14 protein-coding genes, 2 pseudogenes and 1 riboswitch are annotated in these 16,919 nt (G+C 65.5%); of the genes and pseudogenes, 7 read left to right on the top strand and 9 right to left on the bottom strand.

Going from position 1 to position 16,919, the window contains the following annotated elements:
- Positions 1-3: 3 nt before the first annotated feature.
- Together RDU24_RS06150 and RDU24_RS06145 are read right to left on the bottom strand one after the other, a co-directional pair.
- Complete coding sequence (locus RDU24_RS06150; RefSeq protein ID WP_308734868.1) at positions 4-852, bottom strand: WcbI family polysaccharide biosynthesis putative acetyltransferase; 849 nt, start codon at positions 850-852, stop codon at positions 4-6.
- 142 nt (positions 853-994) lie between these two features.
- A complete protein-coding gene (locus RDU24_RS06145) occupies positions 995-1,663 on the bottom strand; it encodes a hypothetical protein (protein WP_308734867.1) in 669 nt (222 codons plus the stop codon).
- A gap of 289 nt (positions 1,664-1,952) precedes the next feature.
- Positions 1,953-2,157, top strand: a riboswitch (cobalamin riboswitch).
- 111 nt (positions 2,158-2,268) lie between these two features.
- Between RDU24_RS06145 and cobT the strand changes: the two genes are divergently transcribed.
- Positions 2,269-3,336, top strand: a complete 1,068-nt coding sequence (cobT, locus tag RDU24_RS06140) for a nicotinate-nucleotide--dimethylbenzimidazole phosphoribosyltransferase (RefSeq protein ID WP_308734866.1) — start codon at positions 2,269-2,271, stop codon at positions 3,334-3,336.
- 227 nt (positions 3,337-3,563) lie between these two features.
- On the opposite strand, the gene cmk is transcribed toward cobT, so the two are convergent.
- The 3 genes from cmk to RDU24_RS06125 form a co-directional block, all read right to left on the bottom strand.
- Positions 3,564-4,241, bottom strand: a complete 678-nt coding sequence (gene cmk / locus RDU24_RS06135; protein ID WP_308734865.1) for a (d)CMP kinase — start codon at positions 4,239-4,241, stop codon at positions 3,564-3,566.
- Positions 4,234-5,334: a histidinol-phosphate transaminase gene (gene hisC, locus RDU24_RS06130; RefSeq protein ID WP_308734864.1), complete on the bottom strand. Its 1,101-nt coding sequence runs from the start codon at positions 5,332-5,334 to the stop codon at positions 4,234-4,236. The genes cmk and hisC overlap by 8 nt, the downstream gene beginning before the upstream one ends.
- A 215-nt stretch (positions 5,335-5,549) precedes the next feature.
- Positions 5,550-5,993, bottom strand: coding sequence for a universal stress protein (locus RDU24_RS06125; RefSeq protein WP_308734863.1), 444 nt, complete (start codon positions 5,991-5,993; stop codon positions 5,550-5,552).
- Positions 5,994-6,320: 327 nt separating this feature from the next.
- Here RDU24_RS06125 and RDU24_RS06120 point away from each other — a divergent pair, with 327 nt between their 5' ends.
- Positions 6,321-6,818 (top strand): hypothetical protein, encoded by a 498-nt coding sequence (locus RDU24_RS06120; protein ID WP_308734862.1) that lies wholly within the window; start codon positions 6,321-6,323, stop codon positions 6,816-6,818.
- A gap of 117 nt (positions 6,819-6,935) precedes the next feature.
- Here the strand turns inward: RDU24_RS06120 and RDU24_RS15950 are convergent.
- From RDU24_RS15950 to RDU24_RS06105, 4 genes and pseudogenes are all read right to left on the bottom strand, one after another.
- Positions 6,936-7,535: pseudogene (locus RDU24_RS15950) on the bottom strand (methyl-accepting chemotaxis protein); the annotation flags it as partial.
- A gap of 306 nt (positions 7,536-7,841) precedes the next feature.
- A pseudogene (locus tag RDU24_RS15945) lies at positions 7,842-9,146 on the bottom strand (cache domain-containing protein); the annotation flags it as partial.
- 478 nt (positions 9,147-9,624) lie between these two features.
- Positions 9,625-10,215, bottom strand: a complete 591-nt coding sequence (gene thpR / locus RDU24_RS06110) for an RNA 2',3'-cyclic phosphodiesterase (RefSeq protein WP_308734860.1) — start codon at positions 10,213-10,215, stop codon at positions 9,625-9,627.
- An 8-nt stretch (positions 10,216-10,223) separates the two neighbouring features.
- Positions 10,224-10,757 carry a CinA family protein gene (locus RDU24_RS06105; RefSeq protein ID WP_308734859.1) on the bottom strand — a complete coding sequence of 178 codons (534 nt, stop codon included), beginning with the start codon at positions 10,755-10,757 and terminating at the stop codon, positions 10,224-10,226.
- 66 nt (positions 10,758-10,823) lie between these two features.
- On the opposite strand from RDU24_RS06105, the gene RDU24_RS06100 reads away from it, so the two are divergent.
- From RDU24_RS06100 to RDU24_RS06080, 5 genes are all read left to right on the top strand, one after another.
- Complete coding sequence (locus RDU24_RS06100; protein ID WP_308734858.1) at positions 10,824-11,282, top strand: hypothetical protein; 459 nt, start codon at positions 10,824-10,826, stop codon at positions 11,280-11,282.
- A 100-nt stretch (positions 11,283-11,382) separates the two neighbouring features.
- The gene (serS, locus tag RDU24_RS06095; protein WP_308734857.1) at positions 11,383-12,660 is read left to right on the top strand and encodes a serine--tRNA ligase; all 1,278 of its coding nucleotides are present in this window, start codon (positions 11,383-11,385) and stop codon (positions 12,658-12,660) included.
- A gap of 210 nt (positions 12,661-12,870) precedes the next feature.
- A complete protein-coding gene (locus RDU24_RS06090) occupies positions 12,871-14,355 on the top strand; it encodes a hypothetical protein (RefSeq protein WP_308734856.1) in 1,485 nt (494 codons plus the stop codon).
- A gap of 446 nt (positions 14,356-14,801) precedes the next feature.
- On the top strand, positions 14,802-15,170 hold the full coding sequence (locus tag RDU24_RS06085) for an Hpt domain-containing protein (RefSeq protein WP_308734855.1): 369 nt from the start codon (positions 14,802-14,804) through the stop codon (positions 15,168-15,170).
- Positions 15,171-15,264: 94 nt separating this feature from the next.
- On the top strand, positions 15,265-16,737 hold the full coding sequence (locus tag RDU24_RS06080; RefSeq protein ID WP_308734854.1) for a sigma-54-dependent transcriptional regulator: 1,473 nt from the start codon (positions 15,265-15,267) through the stop codon (positions 16,735-16,737).
- Positions 16,738-16,919 lie beyond the last annotated feature (182 nt).

The following is a 16,919-nucleotide window of genomic DNA, read 5'->3' as shown; positions in this document are numbered from 1 at the left end:
CGCTCACCTCACGTGCAGGTAGCCGATGAAGTCGTCGATGCCCGCCAGGCGGCATTCCACGTAGGCCGCCGCATACTGGGCGGAGGACTTGGCCTTGCCGTAGACGTTGTACGCGCGCCCTTCCCCGCCGTAACCCAGCCCGTAGAAGGCGGCAACCTGCGGGTGCACCGGCAGCTCGAAATCCGCGTAGCCCTCGCCCAGGTCAATGGCGCCGGGCAGCAGGCCGGGGTCCGCCTGTTTCGAATAATCCGGCGGCGCGAGGCCCAGCTCGCGCAGAATGCCCGCCGCGGCCAGCCGCAGCAGCTCCGGGCCGGGGTGGTTCACCGACAGGAACAGCGGGCGGCTTCGCCAGTGCTCCACCACGAAGTCCAGGTACTTGACCGGGGTGTGGGCCTGGCGCTCGGCCTCGCGGGCCACGGTCTCGGCCAGCAGCGCGTCCAGGTCGAACTTCCGCTCCAGCGGCATGGTCAGGTACACGCGCAGAATCTCCGCCCCGGGCAGGCCCATGTCGAGCAGCCGGTCGAGGAAGACGTCGCGGTAGTCGAAGCCGGGCGCGCCGGACCACAGCGGCCACGGCCCCCGGAAAAACATGTTGGGGATGCACAACCGGGGGCAGTCCGCCGGGAGTTTTGCCAGCAGCGCCGCCGAGGACAGCTCGCCCCATTCCGGGCCGAGGTGCTGGTACATAAACAGGCCGCAGGACGAGAGCTCGGCCTCGGGCAGGGCCTCCCGGGCATAGTTCAGGTACACGCGCGGGGCATAGGCCCGGGCGAACTCCGGGCTGGCCAGGAGATGCGCGGCCAGGGGTTCGCCCTGGCAGTTGGCGTGCAGGATGGCTGTGCGCTTGTCCACGCGAAAGGCGTTGCAATGCCCGTGCCGGAACAGCCCCAGCGGCAGGTCCCCACCCTTTCTTGAAATGCGGGACAGGTCAGGAGCCGTGGCCCTATGCGACCTCGCCCAGCCAGTAGCGTGGACGACTTTCGAGGACGCGACACTAGGCCAGAAGCGCTCCGAACAGCGGCATCGCTTCGGTGAGGCAATCAGCGTTCATGAAGTCGCTGGGCGAGGAGATGGAGCTGCTCACGGTTAAGTGCATGGCCGCAAGAAATGCTGTGGCTTGCCCCTTGTGGAAGTCCTGCATGGCTTGCTCGACACCCTCGCAGAGATAGTGTGCGCAACGTGGCGACTTGAACAGGCGCAGGGTGCAGCCGTCCTCGGCCAGGCACTTGCAATAGCCGTTCTGGAGTCTGCGCCCCTGGGCCAGATTGTGTGCTGACTCGTTCTTCTGCAGCAGGCCTATGACATGTGCCATTTGCAGCGCCACGGGGGATTGCTGCGCGTTCATGAGGTCCATGAATCTCAGGATGACGAAGTAGTCATTGACGCAACAGCCGACAGGAGGCCGTGGGCAGTCTCCTGCGCATAGGTTGCGCGGCCCTGCATCAAGGATTATGTCCAGTTGCCGGATGTAGAGGGAGTAGGAAATGATCATGCGGCGCACCGGGCTCTTCAGTCCGCCGAGGTGGCTGCTCAGGCGCTCAATCTGATTGCTGGCGCTCTGATCGCTGAGAAACGGATGCGGCGCGGTCAGCGCCGCCAGATCGCCATCAACGAAACCATGGTTATTCTGCGGCAACGTGTCTAGCCAGTGGTCTATGGGCATGGCTCCCCGGACGGGTTCACGGCACAGTCGGATTGCGAAAGCGCCAGACGTCCGAGCCATTTTGATGCCTGACACTATCCAGGTTGCAGCAAGCCTGCAAGAGATATGAAGCAGAGAACAGGCCCCCCCCTTGCCACCTTGGGCAAGAGGCTTCAGGGCAGCAGATGAATGGTCAGACTCACCGGTCTGCGGGGAGTTATCCTCGTTGACCTGATGTACCAAGGGTGGTAGTTTTTGCTGGTACACCAACGGGGGGGGCAGCTAGCCTAAGGCTAATGATTCCCGCATGTTGAATGTAGAGAGAAGTGGAAGTAGACCGAGCGGACATCTCGGAACACGGTGCGATTCCGTGGCGGTCCCGCCGCCGTAACCAGGGACGGGGAGAGACACAGGGCGCGTCAGCCCAGCCACTGCCGGGGTTCACCCCGCCGGGAAGGCCGTCTCCCCCGAGTGATCTGGAAGCCGGAAGACCTGTCCGCGTCGGCCTGACTCTGGAACGTGATGGCAAAGGGTTCCGGCGGGCGTTGGCGCGTCTGCCGGAACCCTTTTTTATTGCCCCGCGGGGCGGACCACCCCGCGCAAGAACTTAAAAAAAAGGAATTCATATGAACGCATCCCTTAGCGCCGTGCTGCAGGCCATTGCCCCGGTGGACCGCTCCCTCACCGCAGCGGGCCAGGCCCACCTGGACATGCTGACCAAGCCCCAGGGGAGCCTGGGCCGCCTGGAAGAGCTGGCCCTGCAGATGTACCTCGTCCAGGGCGGCGCGAAGCCCCAGGCCGATCCCTGCCGCGTGTACACCGTGGCAGGCGACCACGGCGTGGTGGCCGAGGGCGTGAGCCTGTTCCCCCAGGAGGTCACCCGCCAGATGGTGCTGAACTTCGTGGGCGGCGGCGCGGGCATCAACGTGCTGGCGCGCACCACCGGAGCCGAGCTGTTCGTGGTCGACGCGGGCTGCCTGGGCGGAGCCTTCGACGAGCACCCGAACCTCATCCAGGGCAAGGTGGCCCCCGGCACGGCCAACCTGGCCCAGGGCCCGGCCATGACCATCGAGCAGTGCGAGCAGGCCCTCATGCTGGGCGTGAGCCTGGCCGACCGCGCCCACGCCGACGGGGTGCGCGTGCTCGGCACCGGCGACATGGGCATCGGCAACACCACGCCCTCCACCGCGCTCTATTGCGCCTACCTGGGGCTTGATCCCGCCAACATGACCGGCCCCGGCACCGGACTGGACAGCAAGGGCGTGAGCCACAAGACCGAGGTCATCAAGCGCGGGCTCGCGGCCAATGCCGCGACGGTCGCCTCGGGCGACGCGCTCTCCATCCTGGCGGCCCTGGGCGGCTTTGAAATCGCCTGCCTGGCGGGCCTGATCCTGGGCGGGGCCAAGAACCGCCAGCTGGTCTGCGTGGACGGCTTCATCTCCACGGCGGCCTGCGTGGCGGCCTGGAAGCTCTGCCCAGCCACGGCGGACTACACCGTGCTGGCCCACGCCTCGGCCGAGCCCGGCCACAAGTTCGCGGTGGAGAAGATGGGCAAGGCCCCGCTGCTGCACCTGGGCCTGCGCCTGGGCGAGGGCACCGGCGCGGCCATCGCCATGTTCCTGCTGCGCAGCGCCGCCGCCATCTTCAACGAGATGGCCTCCTTCGCCTCCGCCGGGGTCAGCGAGTCCCACTAGTTCGAGCCGACGCCCACGCGAGAAAACGCCCGCTCCGGTAAATTTGCCGGGGCGGGCGTTCTTGTTGTGTCGGCAAAGATATTAGGCCTGTCTCCAAAAGATGGATGTTGTTTCCTGGCGAGGAGAGAGCCGATTAGGAGCCAGGGATAGTACTCCAATGGTACAGCCCTGGCTCAAAATCGGATCCCGACGATGCCAGGGGACAAAAGACACTTTTAGAGGCAGGCCTACTGGCGCACGGTGCCGAGCACCTGCGCCAGCACCTCGCCCTCGCTGATGTGCGTGGTGTCGATGACCACCGCGCCCTGGGCGGGCTTCATGGGGGCGATGCTGCGGTTGCGGTCCTGGTCGTCGCGCTGGGTGATGCTCGCCAGGATGGCGTCGAGATCGGCGGGCTTGCCCTGGGCCTGCAGCTGGAGGAAGCGCCTGCGGGCGCGCTCCGCCGGGTCGGCGTCGAGGAAGAACTTGAACTGCGCGCCGGGGAAGACCACGGTGCCCATGTCGCGGCCCTCGGCCACCAGGGAGGTGGTCTGGCCGAGGAAGATCTGGGCCATCTTCATGTAGGCGCGCACCGAGGGCACCACGGCCAGCTGCGAGGCCCACAGGCCGGTCTGCTCGGAGCGGATGTCGCCCGGCAGGGGCTGGCCGTTCAGCAGGAGCTCGGTGTCCTTGCCGCTGCCGCGCAGGGTGAACTCGAAGTCGCCCAGCTTCTGCTGCAGGATGCCCTGGGTCCAGTCCCAGGAGCCCTCGCCCAGGGTGTAGGCCGCGGCGCGGAACATGGCCCCGGTGTCGAGAAAGGCGATGCCCAGCTCCCCGGCCAGGCGCGAGGCGATGGAACTTTTACCCACGCCGGCGGGACCGTCCAGGGTGACGATGAGGGGGGAGGCGGCGGGGGCGCTAGGCATGGAGAATCTCCTCGAGGGTCTTCAGGAAGACCTCGGTTTCCGGGCCTGTGCCCACGTTGACGCGGATGTTGTCCGACAGGCCGAAGCTCTTCAGGTGGCGGACGATGACGCCGCGCTTCAGCAATTCCTCGCAGACCTGCCCGGCGGGATAGGGCGGGCTGAACATGACGAAGTTGGCCTGGGAGGGCCACACCCTGCAGCCCAGCTCCGGCAGGCGCTTCAACAGGCGCTCGCGCCCGGCGAAGACCACCTCCAGGGTGGCGCTGTAGAAGCTGTCGTCCTCCAGGGCGGCGATGCCCGCCTCCTCGGCCAGCAGATTCACGGTGAAGGGCGGGCGGGCGCGGCGCAGGTGGTCGGCCAGCCACTCGGGCATGACCCCGTAGCCCAGGCGCAGCCCGGCCAGGCCGTAGGCCTTGGAGAAGGTGCGCAGCACCACCACGTTGCCCAGCTCGCTCAGCGTGTTCATCATGGAATATTCTTCCGGCGGCCAGGTGAAGTCCATGTAGGCCTCGTCCACCACCAGCAGCGCGCCCTCGGGCAGCACGCCGGAGAGGACCATGAGTTCCTCTGCCTTGGCGGCCAGGCCCGTGGGGTTGTCCGGGCTGGTGACGAAGACCAGCGCCGTGTTGTGGTCCACGGCCTCGGCCAGGGACTCCAACGGCAGGCGGAAGTCTCCGCCGCGCGGCACCTCGCGATACTCGACGCCGCACAGCCGGGCCATCATGGCGTACATGCTGAAGGAATGCTCGTAGCAGACCACGTTGTCCTGGCCGGGCTTGGCCACCACCCGCATGAGCAGGTCGATGATCTCATCCGAGCCGTTGCCCGCCACCACCTGCTCCGCCCGCACGCCCATGGACTTGGCGATGGCTTGGCAGAGGCGCGGGCTGTGGTTCTGGGGATAGCGGAAGACCTGACCCAGGGAGCGCGCGAGCACCTGCTGGACCACGGGCGAAGCGCCCAGCGGGTTCTCGTTGCTGGCGAGCTTGATGACCGTGGACAGCCCGTATCTTTCCTTGATTTCTTCTATGGTCAGGCCGGGGACATAAGGCGTGAACGTGAGGATCTCCGGTCGGACTCTCTGGCTCGGCATGGCGCACCCCTTCTTGATCTGGACGCGACCGCGCGCGAGAAAGCCCGAGGCTATCCCGGCGCGCAGCCATTTGCCATGCCTATAGCCGGACTTGGCCTCCGGCGCAACCGACGGAGCGGGCAACGGCGCGCCGGAACGCCTGCGTTTCCGGGCGCCTGCGTGTCCGGCCGACTACGCAATCCCGCGATTACGTGCCGCCGCGCCGGGCGACCCGGCTACTTGTTCGGGCGGATGGTCAGCACCGGGCACTTGGCGCCCTTGACCACCTTCTCGGCCACGGAGCCGAACAGGATGCGGTCGATGCCCTTGCGGCCGTGGGTGCCCATGATGATGAGGTCCACGTCCTCCTTGATGGCCATGCCGAAGATCTCCTCGGCCGCATAGCCGGTGACCACATGTCCCACTGCCTTAACGCCCTGGAAGTTCTCGCTCAGGAAGGCGCTCATGGTGGCCTCGGCGCCGGTGACGATCTCGCCCACGAAGTTCTCGATGGAGCTCGGCGGCACATGGAACCCGACATACTGGCTGAGCGAGGGCGCGACGTACAGGCACTCCACACTGGCGCCAAGCCCCTGGGCCATAATCCTGGCGTACTCGGCCACCGCCGGGCTGTGCTCGGAAAAATCCACTGCGCAAAGAATCTTCTTGATCTCGGCCATGGCTCTCCTCCTCAAGGATCGACTTCGGTTGCCCCCCCTTGGGGCCAGGGGGATGAGGGAACAATGTGAAAATAGTCACTTAGCATCCTTAACGCAAGGGCAAAACCAACCGAAATGACAGCTGGCGGATCATAATCCGCACGGGCATGGACAAGCACCAGGCCATGGGATATCCGAAAGGCGCGGCACGGGCCGCTTCCGGAGCGGGCGGGCAAGATTTTCCCCCTGCCTGAACAATAAAAGACGAATGATTGCGGTCAAATACGGCGAGAGCGCCTTGGCATGGTCTCTGCACATCAGAGAGAAACCACAGGATGAGGAGCAACCATGAAGATCCATCCTGACCAGTTGGAAGGAGTTCGTCCGGACAGCTTGTCGCAGACGAACAAGGCCAAGCCGGCCAGCACCGCGTTCGGCGATCTCCTGACCCAGGAAGTCGCCAAATCGGGCACCGACACCGCCAAGACCAGCGCCCTCCTGCCCCCGCCGGGCGGACTCGGAGCCTTGAGCGCCCTCATGGGCGTCAATGCAGTCGAATCCGTGGCCCCGACACAACAGGCGGAGAAAGCGATCATGGAAAAGGTGGAGAACCTGCTCGACAAATGGGACCAGTACGCCCAAAACCTGCAAGGCAGTTCCGGCCAGGTGGACCTCAAGAAGGCCTATGGCGTTCTCCAGGACATCGACGGAACCGTGCAGCAGATCAAGGGCGAGAACCCGAACCTTGCGCAGCAGTCCCCGACTCTGCAAGGCGTGGTCTCTGAACTGGAAGTGCTGGCGGTGACGGAACGCATCAAGTTCAACCGTGGGGACTACCTCTCGTAGACCCCGCCGCTAACCTCTAGCCATCCCACGCGACAAAGGGCAGGAAGACGCTTCCTGCCCTTTGCCATTTCTTGCCTCGGCCCCGCAAGGCGGGGCCTTTTCCGTTTTACGCTTCCGCTAGTGCTGCATGTCGCGGATGATCCGCTTGAGCTCCTGGGCCAGGCGCGACAGGTCGGACACAGCATGCGCCGACTGGTTCATGGCGTCGGCGGTCTCGCTGGCGATGCGGTTGATGTCGTCGGTGGTGTGGCTGATCTCCTCGCTGGCGGCGGACTGCTGCTCGCTGGCCGTGGCGATGGAGCGCACCTGGTCCGCCGTGCGGTCCACCATGCCCACGATCTCCCGCAGGGCCTCGCCGGACTTGCCCGCCGTGGCGGTGCTGGCCACGATGGCCCTGGTGGTGGCCTCGGTGCCCTCGATGTTTTTCTTGGCGCTGTCCTGCACGGCCTTGATGTACGCGCCGACCTCGTTGGTGGCGGTCATGGTCTTCTCTGCGAGCTTGCGGACTTCGTCGGCCACCACGGCGAACCCGCGCCCGGCGTCGCCCGCTCTCGCGGCCTCGATGGCGGCATTGAGCGCCAGCAGGTTGGTCTGGTCGGCGATGTCGCTGATGACGTTCATGATGGCGCCGATGCCCTCGGCCTGCTTGCCCAGCTCGCCCATGTCCACCTTCAGGGCCTCGGCCCGGGTGTTGATCTGGCTGATGTTGGCAACGACCTCGTCCACCAGGCGCGCGCCGTCCTGGGCCTTGTGCTTGGCCTGCTCGGCCAGCTCCGCCGCGCCGGAGGCGTTGGAGGCCACCTCCATGACCGTGGCGTTCATCTCCTCCATGGCCGTGGCGGCCTCGCTGGTGCGGGCGCGCTGGGCGTCGGTGCCGCGGCTGGACTGCTCGATCTGGGCCGAGAGCTCCTCGGACGCCGAGGCCACCTGGTCGGAGATGTTGGTGGCGGCTTCCGCGGCGCGGGCGATCTTCTCGTTCTGCCGCTCGATGCGCGCCTGGTTGTCCATTATTTCGGTGATGTCTATCCAGAAGGAGATGGAGCCGAGGATGGCGCCGTCCATGTCGTAGAAGGGCGTGGTGACCACGTCAACGTGGACCTGCTTGCCGCTCTTGCCGGTCCAGACGGTTTTCCCCGTCTGCTTCGCATTTTTGCGGATGGCCACGTCGGACCGGGTTTCGCGGTTGGGGTCGTTCCAGAAGAATTCGCCCGATTTCTGGCCGATATAGGCCGAGGGCGGGTCGGTCTTTTCGAGCAGCTCGCAGACCTGCTGGTTGACCCAGAGCATCTTGAAGTCCGGGCCGACGATGCCGCACGGGGTGGGGATGCCCTGGAGCACGCCTTGGCTGAAGGCGAGCTTGTTCTTGATCTCGGCCACCATGACGCGGATGTTGTCGGCCAGGTCCGCCAGCTCGAACTTGAACCCGGTGCGCAGTTCGGCCTTGAAGTCGCCCTGGGCGATGCGGTGCGTGAAGGCCTCGATGTCGGAGAGCGGCCGCACCACCAGGCGCTTGACGATGAGGCTGATGACCGCCACCAGCAGCAGGATCACGCCGAGCCCGATGCCTATGAGGATGTTGCGCTGCATGGTCGCCGTGGCCGTCAGCTCCGAGACATAGGCGCTCATGCACACGACCCAGCCCGTATCCGCGTCGGTGGAAACGGTCAGGTACTTCTGCTCCCCTTTCCACTCATAAAACATGTTGCCGCTCTTAAGCGCCAGGGCCTTGCGGATGAACTCGTGCTCGCTCAAATCCTTGAGCATCAGCGTCTTGTCCACGGCGTGGGCGATGATGCGGCCCTTGGAGTCCAGCATGAAGCCGTAGCCCCGGGCGCCAAAGCGCGGCGGGTCGATGAAGGCCTTGGTGAAGGACTCCCACCGGGGGAAAGCGGCCACACCGCCCAGCACCTTGCCGCTGCCGTCCTTGACGGCCTTGGCCAGCGAGAAGATGAAGATTTCCCCCTCGCCGCTCTTGGCCTTGAGAATCTCCTTGGCCACAAACATGTCCTGCCCGCCGAGCACGGCCTTGACGTAGTCGCGTTCTGCCCGGCTCTGCCCGGCAAGGTCGGCCTCGTTGGCGTTGTAGCCGGCAAGGATGACGCCGTTGGCGTCGAACAGGAAGATGGCCCAGTAGTCCTTGTTGGTCTTGATGTAGTTGAGCAGGCGCTCCTTGGCGCGCTTCGGCTCGCCTTCGAAGGCCTCCTGGATGGCTTTCTGCGCGGACAGGGTCTCCACCATGGTCCTGGTGTTGTCGAGATAACTGTCCAGCGCAGCCTGCGTGCTCTCGGAGACATGTTGCATGGACTGCTGCTGCAAGGCCAGGGTCATGTCGTTCGAGGACTTGGAGACATAGACGATGATCGCTACCACGGCCACCGCGATGGCGAGCGTCACGGATGCGATGAGCACGCTGCTGATGCTTTTGCGGAACATATTTCCCCCAAAATCAATTTTCAAACACAATTTGGTGAGGAAGCCTCCCGGCCACTGGTCAGGCGGCAGGATGCCCTGTAGAGCGTCTTCGGTTGATAGTGTGCGGCACATTACACCCGGTGCGCACAAAGGTGATCAAAACGCCCGTCGCCCTGACGGCGAAACAGAAAGGACAATAAAGAACTATAGACAAAGAATTCGATACTGCCAAGGGGGGAAGACAAAGTAATCTCGATTGCTCAGATTCTGACGATGTCCCGCGGCAACGGATGCCGACGTCTCTCCTTGAGAGGCAGAGGCCTACTTGGTGGAGATGCGGAACAGGACGAGACGTGCCCAGCCAGGCGGCTGGCCCTGGTTCACTGGAAGCACCTTAGAGGATCCCAGACGCGCCGCGCCCGACACCGAACTCCGCCAGCCTGAAGTACTGCGGGCCGCCGGGGCCGAGCGCGCTGCGCCAGAGCACGAAGCGGTCGACCTCGCCCACGGGCCAGGACTCCGCGGCCAGGGCGCGGTCCACCAGCGTCCAGTCGTCGCCCGGAGCCGCATCCTTCACGCGGCCCAGGGTCAGGTGCGGTGCGAAGGGCCGCTTCTCCGGCGCAAAGCCCAGGGGTTCAAGCGCCCGCTCCACCGCCGCCGCCAGCCGCGCGCACTCCGGCCCGCCCAGCCGGAGCTCCGCCCAAAGCCCTTTGGGACCGCCACGCCCGGCCGACGGGAAGAAGCCCGCCCGGCCCACGGCCAGGGGCAGGGGCGCGAAGGCAACGCCTCCCAGGGCCTGGATCAGCCCGGGCAGGCGCTCCTCGGCCACGTCGCCAAGAAATTTCAGGGTCAGGTGCCAGTTGCCCGGGCGCGTCCAGCTGATGCGCGAGGCGAGCTGACCGGAGAGCCGCAACACCACGCGCTCAAGGCCGGCCTGCGCGTCCTTCGGCAGGGGCAGGCCCACGAAACAGCGCACGCCCGCCACGGCAGCTCCTAGCGGGTAAAGGTCGACAGGCCGAACAGCGCCCCGGCGGCGCTCTGGGACTTCACGGCGGAACGCGCCCCCCGGAACAGGAACTGCTCGGCGCGCTCCCCGCCGGGCCAGGCCCAGGCGATCCAGACAGTGCCCACGGGCTTCTCCCGCGTGCCGCCGGTGGGACCGGCAATGCCCGAAACGGCCACGCTCACGCCACGGCCCTCCGGCATGCCCGGCAGCAGAAGCGCCCCCCTGGCCATGGCCAGCACCGTGGCCTCGCTCACGGCGCCGTGCTCGGCCAGAATGGCCGGAGCCACCCCAAGAAGCCCGGTCTTGAGCTCATTGGCGTAGCAGACGACCCCGCCGTGAAACCAGGCCGAGCTGCCGTCCATGTTGGTCAGGGTATGGGCCAGAAGCCCGCCCGTGCAGGACTCCGCCGTGGCCAGCATCCAGCCCTGGCCACGCACGTGCCGGGCGGCCTCGGAAGCCAGGGCCCCCAGGCGTTCGGCGCCCTCGTGCTCCAGCTGATGCTGGAAATCCACCTTTTTCATGCCCACACCCCCGGCTTTCGTTCGCCACTGTTTACAGGATGGCCCCGCCCGTGGCAATTGCAGGGCATGGATATCGGCCAAGCCAACCGGGGCCTGCGCGAGCGGGCCTGGAACATCGTGCAGCGCCTGCGCCTGCGCCGCCGGCAGCCCTGGAACTGGAGCCTGCAAACGGCAGGTCTCGCCCTGCTGCCCGTCGGGCTCGTGCTGCACAGCATGGCCCTGCTCACCCTAGCCGCCCTCGGCATCGTCGCGGGCTGCCTGGAGCTGCCCCTGCCGCCCATGGAGCAGACGGAGCTCAAGCGCCTGCTGCCCGGCGTGGAACGGCTCATCGGCCTGGAATGCGCCTGGCTGGCCCACCCCCTGGACAACCGCAAGATGCGCCAGATCGCCTTCCTCGTCCTGGGCGCGCCCCTCTCGGGCTGGCTGCTGTGGGAACGGGACTTCGCGCCCCTCGGGATCGTGGTCATGGCCGCCTACCTGCTGCGCGTGCGCCGCAAGAACATGGAGGACGGCATCCAGCCGTGACCCGCCCATTTTTCCGCTTCCTTCCCGCCCCGGCTTTGGGTACACGGCGGGGAGCCTGGTCGCGTTCAGCGGCGCGGGCAGATCTTTCGAGGAGACGACCATGCTTGATCTGAAGTTCGTGCAGAAGAATCTGGATGCCGTGCGCCAGGGCCTGGCCAAGCGCTGCAAAACCGAGCCGGACGTGGCCGAGTTCGCCCGCCTGGACGAGGCGCGCATCGCGCTGATCCGCGAGGCCGAGGGCCTGAAGGCCGAGCGCAACCAGGGCTCGGCCGAGGTGGCCAAGCTCAAGCGCTCCGGCCAGGACGCGAGCGGGCTCATGGCCGCCATGTCCAAGATGGGCGAGCGCATCAAGGAGCTGGACGCCGAGCTGGCGGTCATCGAGGGGCAGGAGTCCGACTGGCTGCTCAAGGTGCCGAACATCCCCCACGAGACCACCCCCGACGGCTGCACCGAGGACGACAACCCGGTGATCCGCGTTGTGGGCGAAAAGCCTGTGCTGAATTTCCAGCCCAAGGAACATTGGGAGCTGGGCCAGGCCCTGGGCGGGCTGGACTTCGAGCGCGCGGGCAAGATCACCGGCTCGCGCTTCTGCGTCAGCTTCGGCTGGGCAGCAAAGCTGGAGCGCGCGCTTGGCGCGTTCATGCTCGATGTGGCGGCCGAGCACGGCTACACCGAGGTGCTGACCCCCTTCATGGTCAACCGCGCGGCCATGACCGGCACCGGCCAGCTGCCGAAATTCGCCGAGGACCTGTTCAAGATCGAGGGCCAGGAGTACTTCCTGATCCCCACGGCCGAGGTGCCGGTGACCAACCTGCACTCCGGCGAAGTGCTCGAGGAGGACCAGCTGCCCCTGGGCTACTGCGCGCTGACCCCCTGCTTCCGCAGCGAGGCCGGGAGCTACGGCAAGGACACCAAGGGCCTCATCCGCCAGCACCAGTTCCACAAGGTCGAGCTGGTGCGCTTCAGCCATCCCGAAAGGTCCATGGCCGACCTGGAGCTCTTGACCAGCCACGCGGAGAAGATATTGAAGCGCCTGGGCCTGCACTACCGCGTCATCGCGCTGTGCGGCGGCGACCTGGGCTTCTCCTCGGCCAAGACCTACGACATCGAGGTCTGGCTGCCCGGGCAGAACAAGTACCGGGAGATCTCGTCCTGCTCCAATTTCCTGGACTTCCAGGCGCGCCGGGCGAACATCCGCTTCAAGGCCAAGGGCGCGAAGAAGAGCGAATACCTGCACACGCTGAACGGCTCGGCCCTGGCCGTGGGCCGCGCGCTGGTGGCGGTGCTGGAGAACGGCCAGCAGGCCGACGGCTCCGTGGTGCTGCCCGAGGCGCTCCGGCCGTACATGAAGGGCCTGGAGCGCATCGAGCCGAAATAGGGTACGCACATCACCGCCAGCATGGCGATCCCCTGCGCGAGCGGGGCGTGACCGGAAGGCCGGGCGCGCTCCGCTCGTTCGTTTTGGGGGCCATATTTGCGGACAGCGCCAGTCGGCGAGCACAAGGGATAAAATACCGCAAGATACTTGACGAAAAATACAGATGCGTATACCTCTGCTGATCCTTTCAGCACGGGGGCATTGCCGGACATGGCAGATGACGACTCCAGCGCCAAGCACACACAGGAAAACGCCTGTCCCGAACCCGACGCAGGCGGCGCAACTCGATCCCATACAGAAGACCAGGCAGCCGCACCTACCCAGGACGGCGACAAGTCCGACCTGAGCCATGGCGGTACACAGAAAAACGCCTGTCCCGAACCCGACGCAGGCGGCGCAACTCGACCCCATACAGAAGACCAGGCAGCCGTACCTACCCAGGACGGCGACAAGTCCGGCCTGAGCCATGGTGGCACGGCCGGGGAAAACGGCACAACTCGCCGCAGCCGACCAAAGCCCTGCTGCGAAGACATACAAGAGAGCTTGGAAGCCCTTGACCATACGTTTCCTGACACACAGTTCACTAAAGACAACAAAAACGGATGGGCCATCCTCAATAGACGCCTCTTCAAGTTCTGGTATCCAAACAGTGACCCCCACCACGATGACATAACCAAGAAGGTGTTCCGCAGGCTCAACCTCAGGCATGCAGTCCTCAATCAGGTTGAACACCTGACGAAATGCCATGATGTCCACCGGCTTTTCTGGAATCCAAAGCTTTGGGAGGGAACGCCTGCCCCGCCCCAGGGGGGCGCCCCGGCTTCCACCACCGCGACGGTGACAGCAACACAATCCGGGGGAGCGGGGCAAGGCGGCCCGACAGAGCTGGAGACCGAGACCACGGTCTCGGCCAGCGGGCAGGGAGCGGGCGGCGCCCACCACAGGCACTCCCACGATTTCCTCCCGGCGGACATTCGGGCCTACAACCTCGCCGTCACCGACCTCTTCGTCGAGAAGGCGCTGGCCTATCTGAGCAGGAAGGCCAGAGGCTATGAGCGTTCTGGGAAGTTTTTCTTCGGTATTGCAATGCTTGCCGTCTTTCTGGCGGTGGCTGTGTCCGCAAAACTCTTTATTTCAGAGAATCTGACAGACGATTGGACCATACCTTACATAACGACGATAAAGGCAGGTACAAATAACAATCATTTATTGTACCAAAACGTTAATGCCACACTGTCGAGTATTATTAACGATTCTCACCTCAAGGAAAAGGTTAACGAAAACAATATTGAACCAATCCTTATGCGCCTTGTAGGTAGCGCTGTCACAATTGCCATGTTTGAGCTGATCGGCAAGTTTATTAAGGCTTTTACGTTCTACGGACTCATCGTACTCATCGCGGTCTACTGCTACCGCATGTCCAAGGCGCTCATCGACCAGTCCGAACGCATCAAGGACAGGCGGCACGCCCTGCGGCAGGGGCGCATGTTCGTGCATCTCAACGGCGGCAGGCTGTCCATCGACGAGATGGAGAAGGCCTTCAACTGGAATTCCAACCCGGACAACGCGTTCTCCAACATCAATCCAGACGCCCAGGCCCCGTGGGGCACGGTAATGAAGGAGATGATGCAGACCTTGCGCGAGACGACCAAGGCCACTGCGGAAATGGCCAAGGCGACGAAGAAGGTAGACTAGGCCGACGGCTCCGTGGTGCTGCCCGAGGCGCTCCGGCCGTAGATGAAGGGCCTGGAGCGCATCGAGCCGAAATAGGGTACGCACATCACCGCCAGCATGGCGATCCCCTGCGCGAGCGGGGCGTGACCGGAAGGCCGGGCGCGCTCCGCTCGTTCGTTTTGGCAAGCCGCCGCGGGTTTCCGAGAGACCGGATTTCAGCGCCGCTCCTGCGCGGCAACTCCTGATTTTTAGGAATATCTCCCCTCAGCGTCCCGCAGAAAATTAATCGTTGTTTAATTTCAAACTGTTACGCTTCATGCAATCCTGGCAGGCTTTTTGATAGGGCAGTGGGTGTGGCGACTTCCGGCGCTGCACGAAAGGCGCGCCGACGGCCCCGTTCCGTCGGCGCGCCATGTTCCCGGCGCCCCCAAAGCCGGTGCACACGCCTGATCTAGAATGAGGAGCGCATGACCATGCAGGGACTGGACGCCGTGCCCGCGGAATGCCGGGGCGTGGACTTCGACAAGGCTTTGGAGCGCCTGCCCGCCCGGGTGGGCGGCCTGTTTCTGGCCGCCGGGGAGCAGCGCCTGGGCGAGCTCAGCCAAGCCATGGGCGCGGGCGACGCCAAGGCGGTCATGGACGCGGCCCATTCCCTGGCCAGCCTGACGGGGCTGGTGCCGGTGCAGGCGCTGGCCTCCTACGCCCGGGAGATCTACGCCGCCGGAGACCAGGCCGACCTGCCCTCGGCCGGGCACGCCTTTGAGCGGCTGTCGCTGGTGCTGGGCTGGATCTTCGCCAAGCTGCGCGACAAAGGCTTTGAGCCCAATGCTTCGTGACGATTTGCTTGAATCTGGCCCCTTGGGTATGGTGGCAGCAGGTTATTCTCCTGTCCGCTGCGACACCAACCCCATGAACCTTGTGAGGCCACTCGTGACCAGGGTCTGCATCATCGACGACGACGAATTTTTCGGGCGCCTGCTGGCGTCGCTGCTCTCCGGCCCGGAGGTGGACTGCGCCGTGGCCCGCGACCTGGCCCAGGCCGAAGCCCTGCTCTCGGAGTCGGACTTCGACGTGGTGTTCCTCGACGTGCGCCTGCCCGACGGCAGCGGGCTCGATCTGGCGCCCCGGATCAAGGACCTGGCCTCGGCCCCGGAACTCATCATCATGACCGGCCTGGGCGACCCCGACGGGGCGGAGCTGGCCATCCGCAACGGCGCCTGGGACTACATCCAGAAGACAGGCTCCCCCGAGGGGCTGCAGCTCTCCTTCAAGCGGGCGCTCGAGTTCCGCCGCAACAAGCAGTCGGCGCAGCCCGTGGAGCGGCGCGGCATCGTGGGCGAGAGCCCGCGCATCCTGGAAGCCTTGCGGCAGATGAGCACCGCCGCGCGCAGCTCGGCCAGCGTGCTCATCCAGGGCGAGACAGGCACCGGCAAGGAGATCTTCGCCCGGGCCATCCACGCCAACAGCCCGCGCAGGAACAAGAACTACGTGGTGGTGGACTGCGCCTCCCTGCAGGAAGCCCTCGTGGGCAGCGACCTCTTCGGCCACCGCAAGGGCGCCTTCACCGGGGCCGTGTCCGACAAGGCCGGAGTGCTCCAGCGCGCCGACGGCGGCACCCTGTTCCTCGACGAGATCAGCGAGCTTTCCCTGGAGCTCCAGAAGAGCTTCCTGCGCCTGCTGGAGACGCGCACCTTCCGCCCCCTGGGCGACACTCGCGAGCTGCGCCTGGACTTCCGGCTGGTCTGCGCCAGCAACAAGAGCCTGGCCGACATGGTGGCCGCGGGCACCTTCCGCGAGGACCTGTTCTACCGCATCCGCGCGGCGGTGCTGCAGCTGCCGCCCCTGCGCGAGCTGGGCGACGACATCGTGGTCATCGCCAACCACCACCTGGAGCGCATCTGCCGCGACTCCCGCCTCGGCCAGAAGACCCTGTCCTGCGACCTCAAGAGCTTCCTCAAGGAGTACGCGTGGCCAGGCAACGTGCGCGAGCTCATCCACGTGCTGGAGGCCATGGTTGCCAGCGCCCCGGACGAGGAGATGCTCCTGCCCGCGCACCTGCCCCAGGAGCTGCGCATCCAGATGCTGCGCGCCCGCGTGGGCCGCGCCGGACATGCGGACCCGGCCCTCCAGGCGGAGCAGCCCGCAGGCCCGCTGGGCAGCTGGAACGAGTACAAGAAGCAGGAGCAGGAGCGCATCGAGCTGGCCTACGTGGACGGGCTCATCAGCCTCAGCGGCGGAGAGCTGCGGCGCGCGCTGGAAATTTCGGGCTTAAGCCCCTCGCGCCTGTACGGCCTGCTGTCCAAGCATGGCCGCTCCCTGGGCGGAAAGTGCGGCCAGAAAGGCGGAACGAAAACGGGACAAAAGGACAGCCCCGGAGGCGAAAAAATCTCCCAAGGACGGTGACCAAGCGCGTCCGGCCCGAGGCAGGGGGGGTGTGGTGACTCCCCTGACCCTCCGCAGGCCCATCCTGCACGCCGGACGCCATCATCAACCGGAGGCCACGGGGTTCGCCCCGTGGCCTCCAATAACCAGGCAAGCGGCCGGGCATGACGCCCGGACACAACCTCCAGCAACAGACCGGCAGC

This window comes from Humidesulfovibrio sp. (genome assembly GCF_031082295.1).
Lineage (GTDB): Bacteria > Desulfobacterota > Desulfovibrionia > Desulfovibrionales > Desulfovibrionaceae > Humidesulfovibrio.
The sequence above is the reverse complement of the archived record's forward strand: the minus strand, read 5'-3'. Positions and strand labels throughout refer to the sequence as shown.

What these genes read in the sequence shown, in the direction of transcription:
- serS (WP_308734857.1), top strand. Translation starts at nt 11,383, where the DNA reads ATGCTTGATCTGAAGTTCGTGCAGAAGAATCTGGATGCCGTGCGCCAG.
- hisC (WP_308734864.1), bottom strand. Translation starts at nt 5,334, where the DNA reads ATGCCGAGCCAGAGAGTCCGACCGGAGATCCTCACGTTCACGCCTTAT.
- RDU24_RS06105 (WP_308734859.1), bottom strand. Translation starts at nt 10,757, where the DNA reads ATGAAAAAGGTGGATTTCCAGCATCAGCTGGAGCACGAGGGCGCCGAA.
- RDU24_RS06090 (WP_308734856.1), top strand. Translation starts at nt 12,871, where the DNA reads ATGGCAGATGACGACTCCAGCGCCAAGCACACACAGGAAAACGCCTGT.
- RDU24_RS06085 (WP_308734855.1), top strand. Translation starts at nt 14,802, where the DNA reads ATGACCATGCAGGGACTGGACGCCGTGCCCGCGGAATGCCGGGGCGTG.
- RDU24_RS06125 (WP_308734863.1), bottom strand. Translation starts at nt 5,993, where the DNA reads ATGGCCGAGATCAAGAAGATTCTTTGCGCAGTGGATTTTTCCGAGCAC.
- cobT (WP_308734866.1), top strand. Translation starts at nt 2,269, where the DNA reads ATGAACGCATCCCTTAGCGCCGTGCTGCAGGCCATTGCCCCGGTGGAC.
- RDU24_RS06145 (WP_308734867.1), bottom strand. Translation starts at nt 1,663, where the DNA reads ATGCCCATAGACCACTGGCTAGACACGTTGCCGCAGAATAACCATGGT.
- RDU24_RS06100 (WP_308734858.1), top strand. Translation starts at nt 10,824, where the DNA reads ATGGATATCGGCCAAGCCAACCGGGGCCTGCGCGAGCGGGCCTGGAAC.
- RDU24_RS06120 (WP_308734862.1), top strand. Translation starts at nt 6,321, where the DNA reads ATGAAGATCCATCCTGACCAGTTGGAAGGAGTTCGTCCGGACAGCTTG.
- cmk (WP_308734865.1), bottom strand. Translation starts at nt 4,241, where the DNA reads ATGCCTAGCGCCCCCGCCGCCTCCCCCCTCATCGTCACCCTGGACGGT.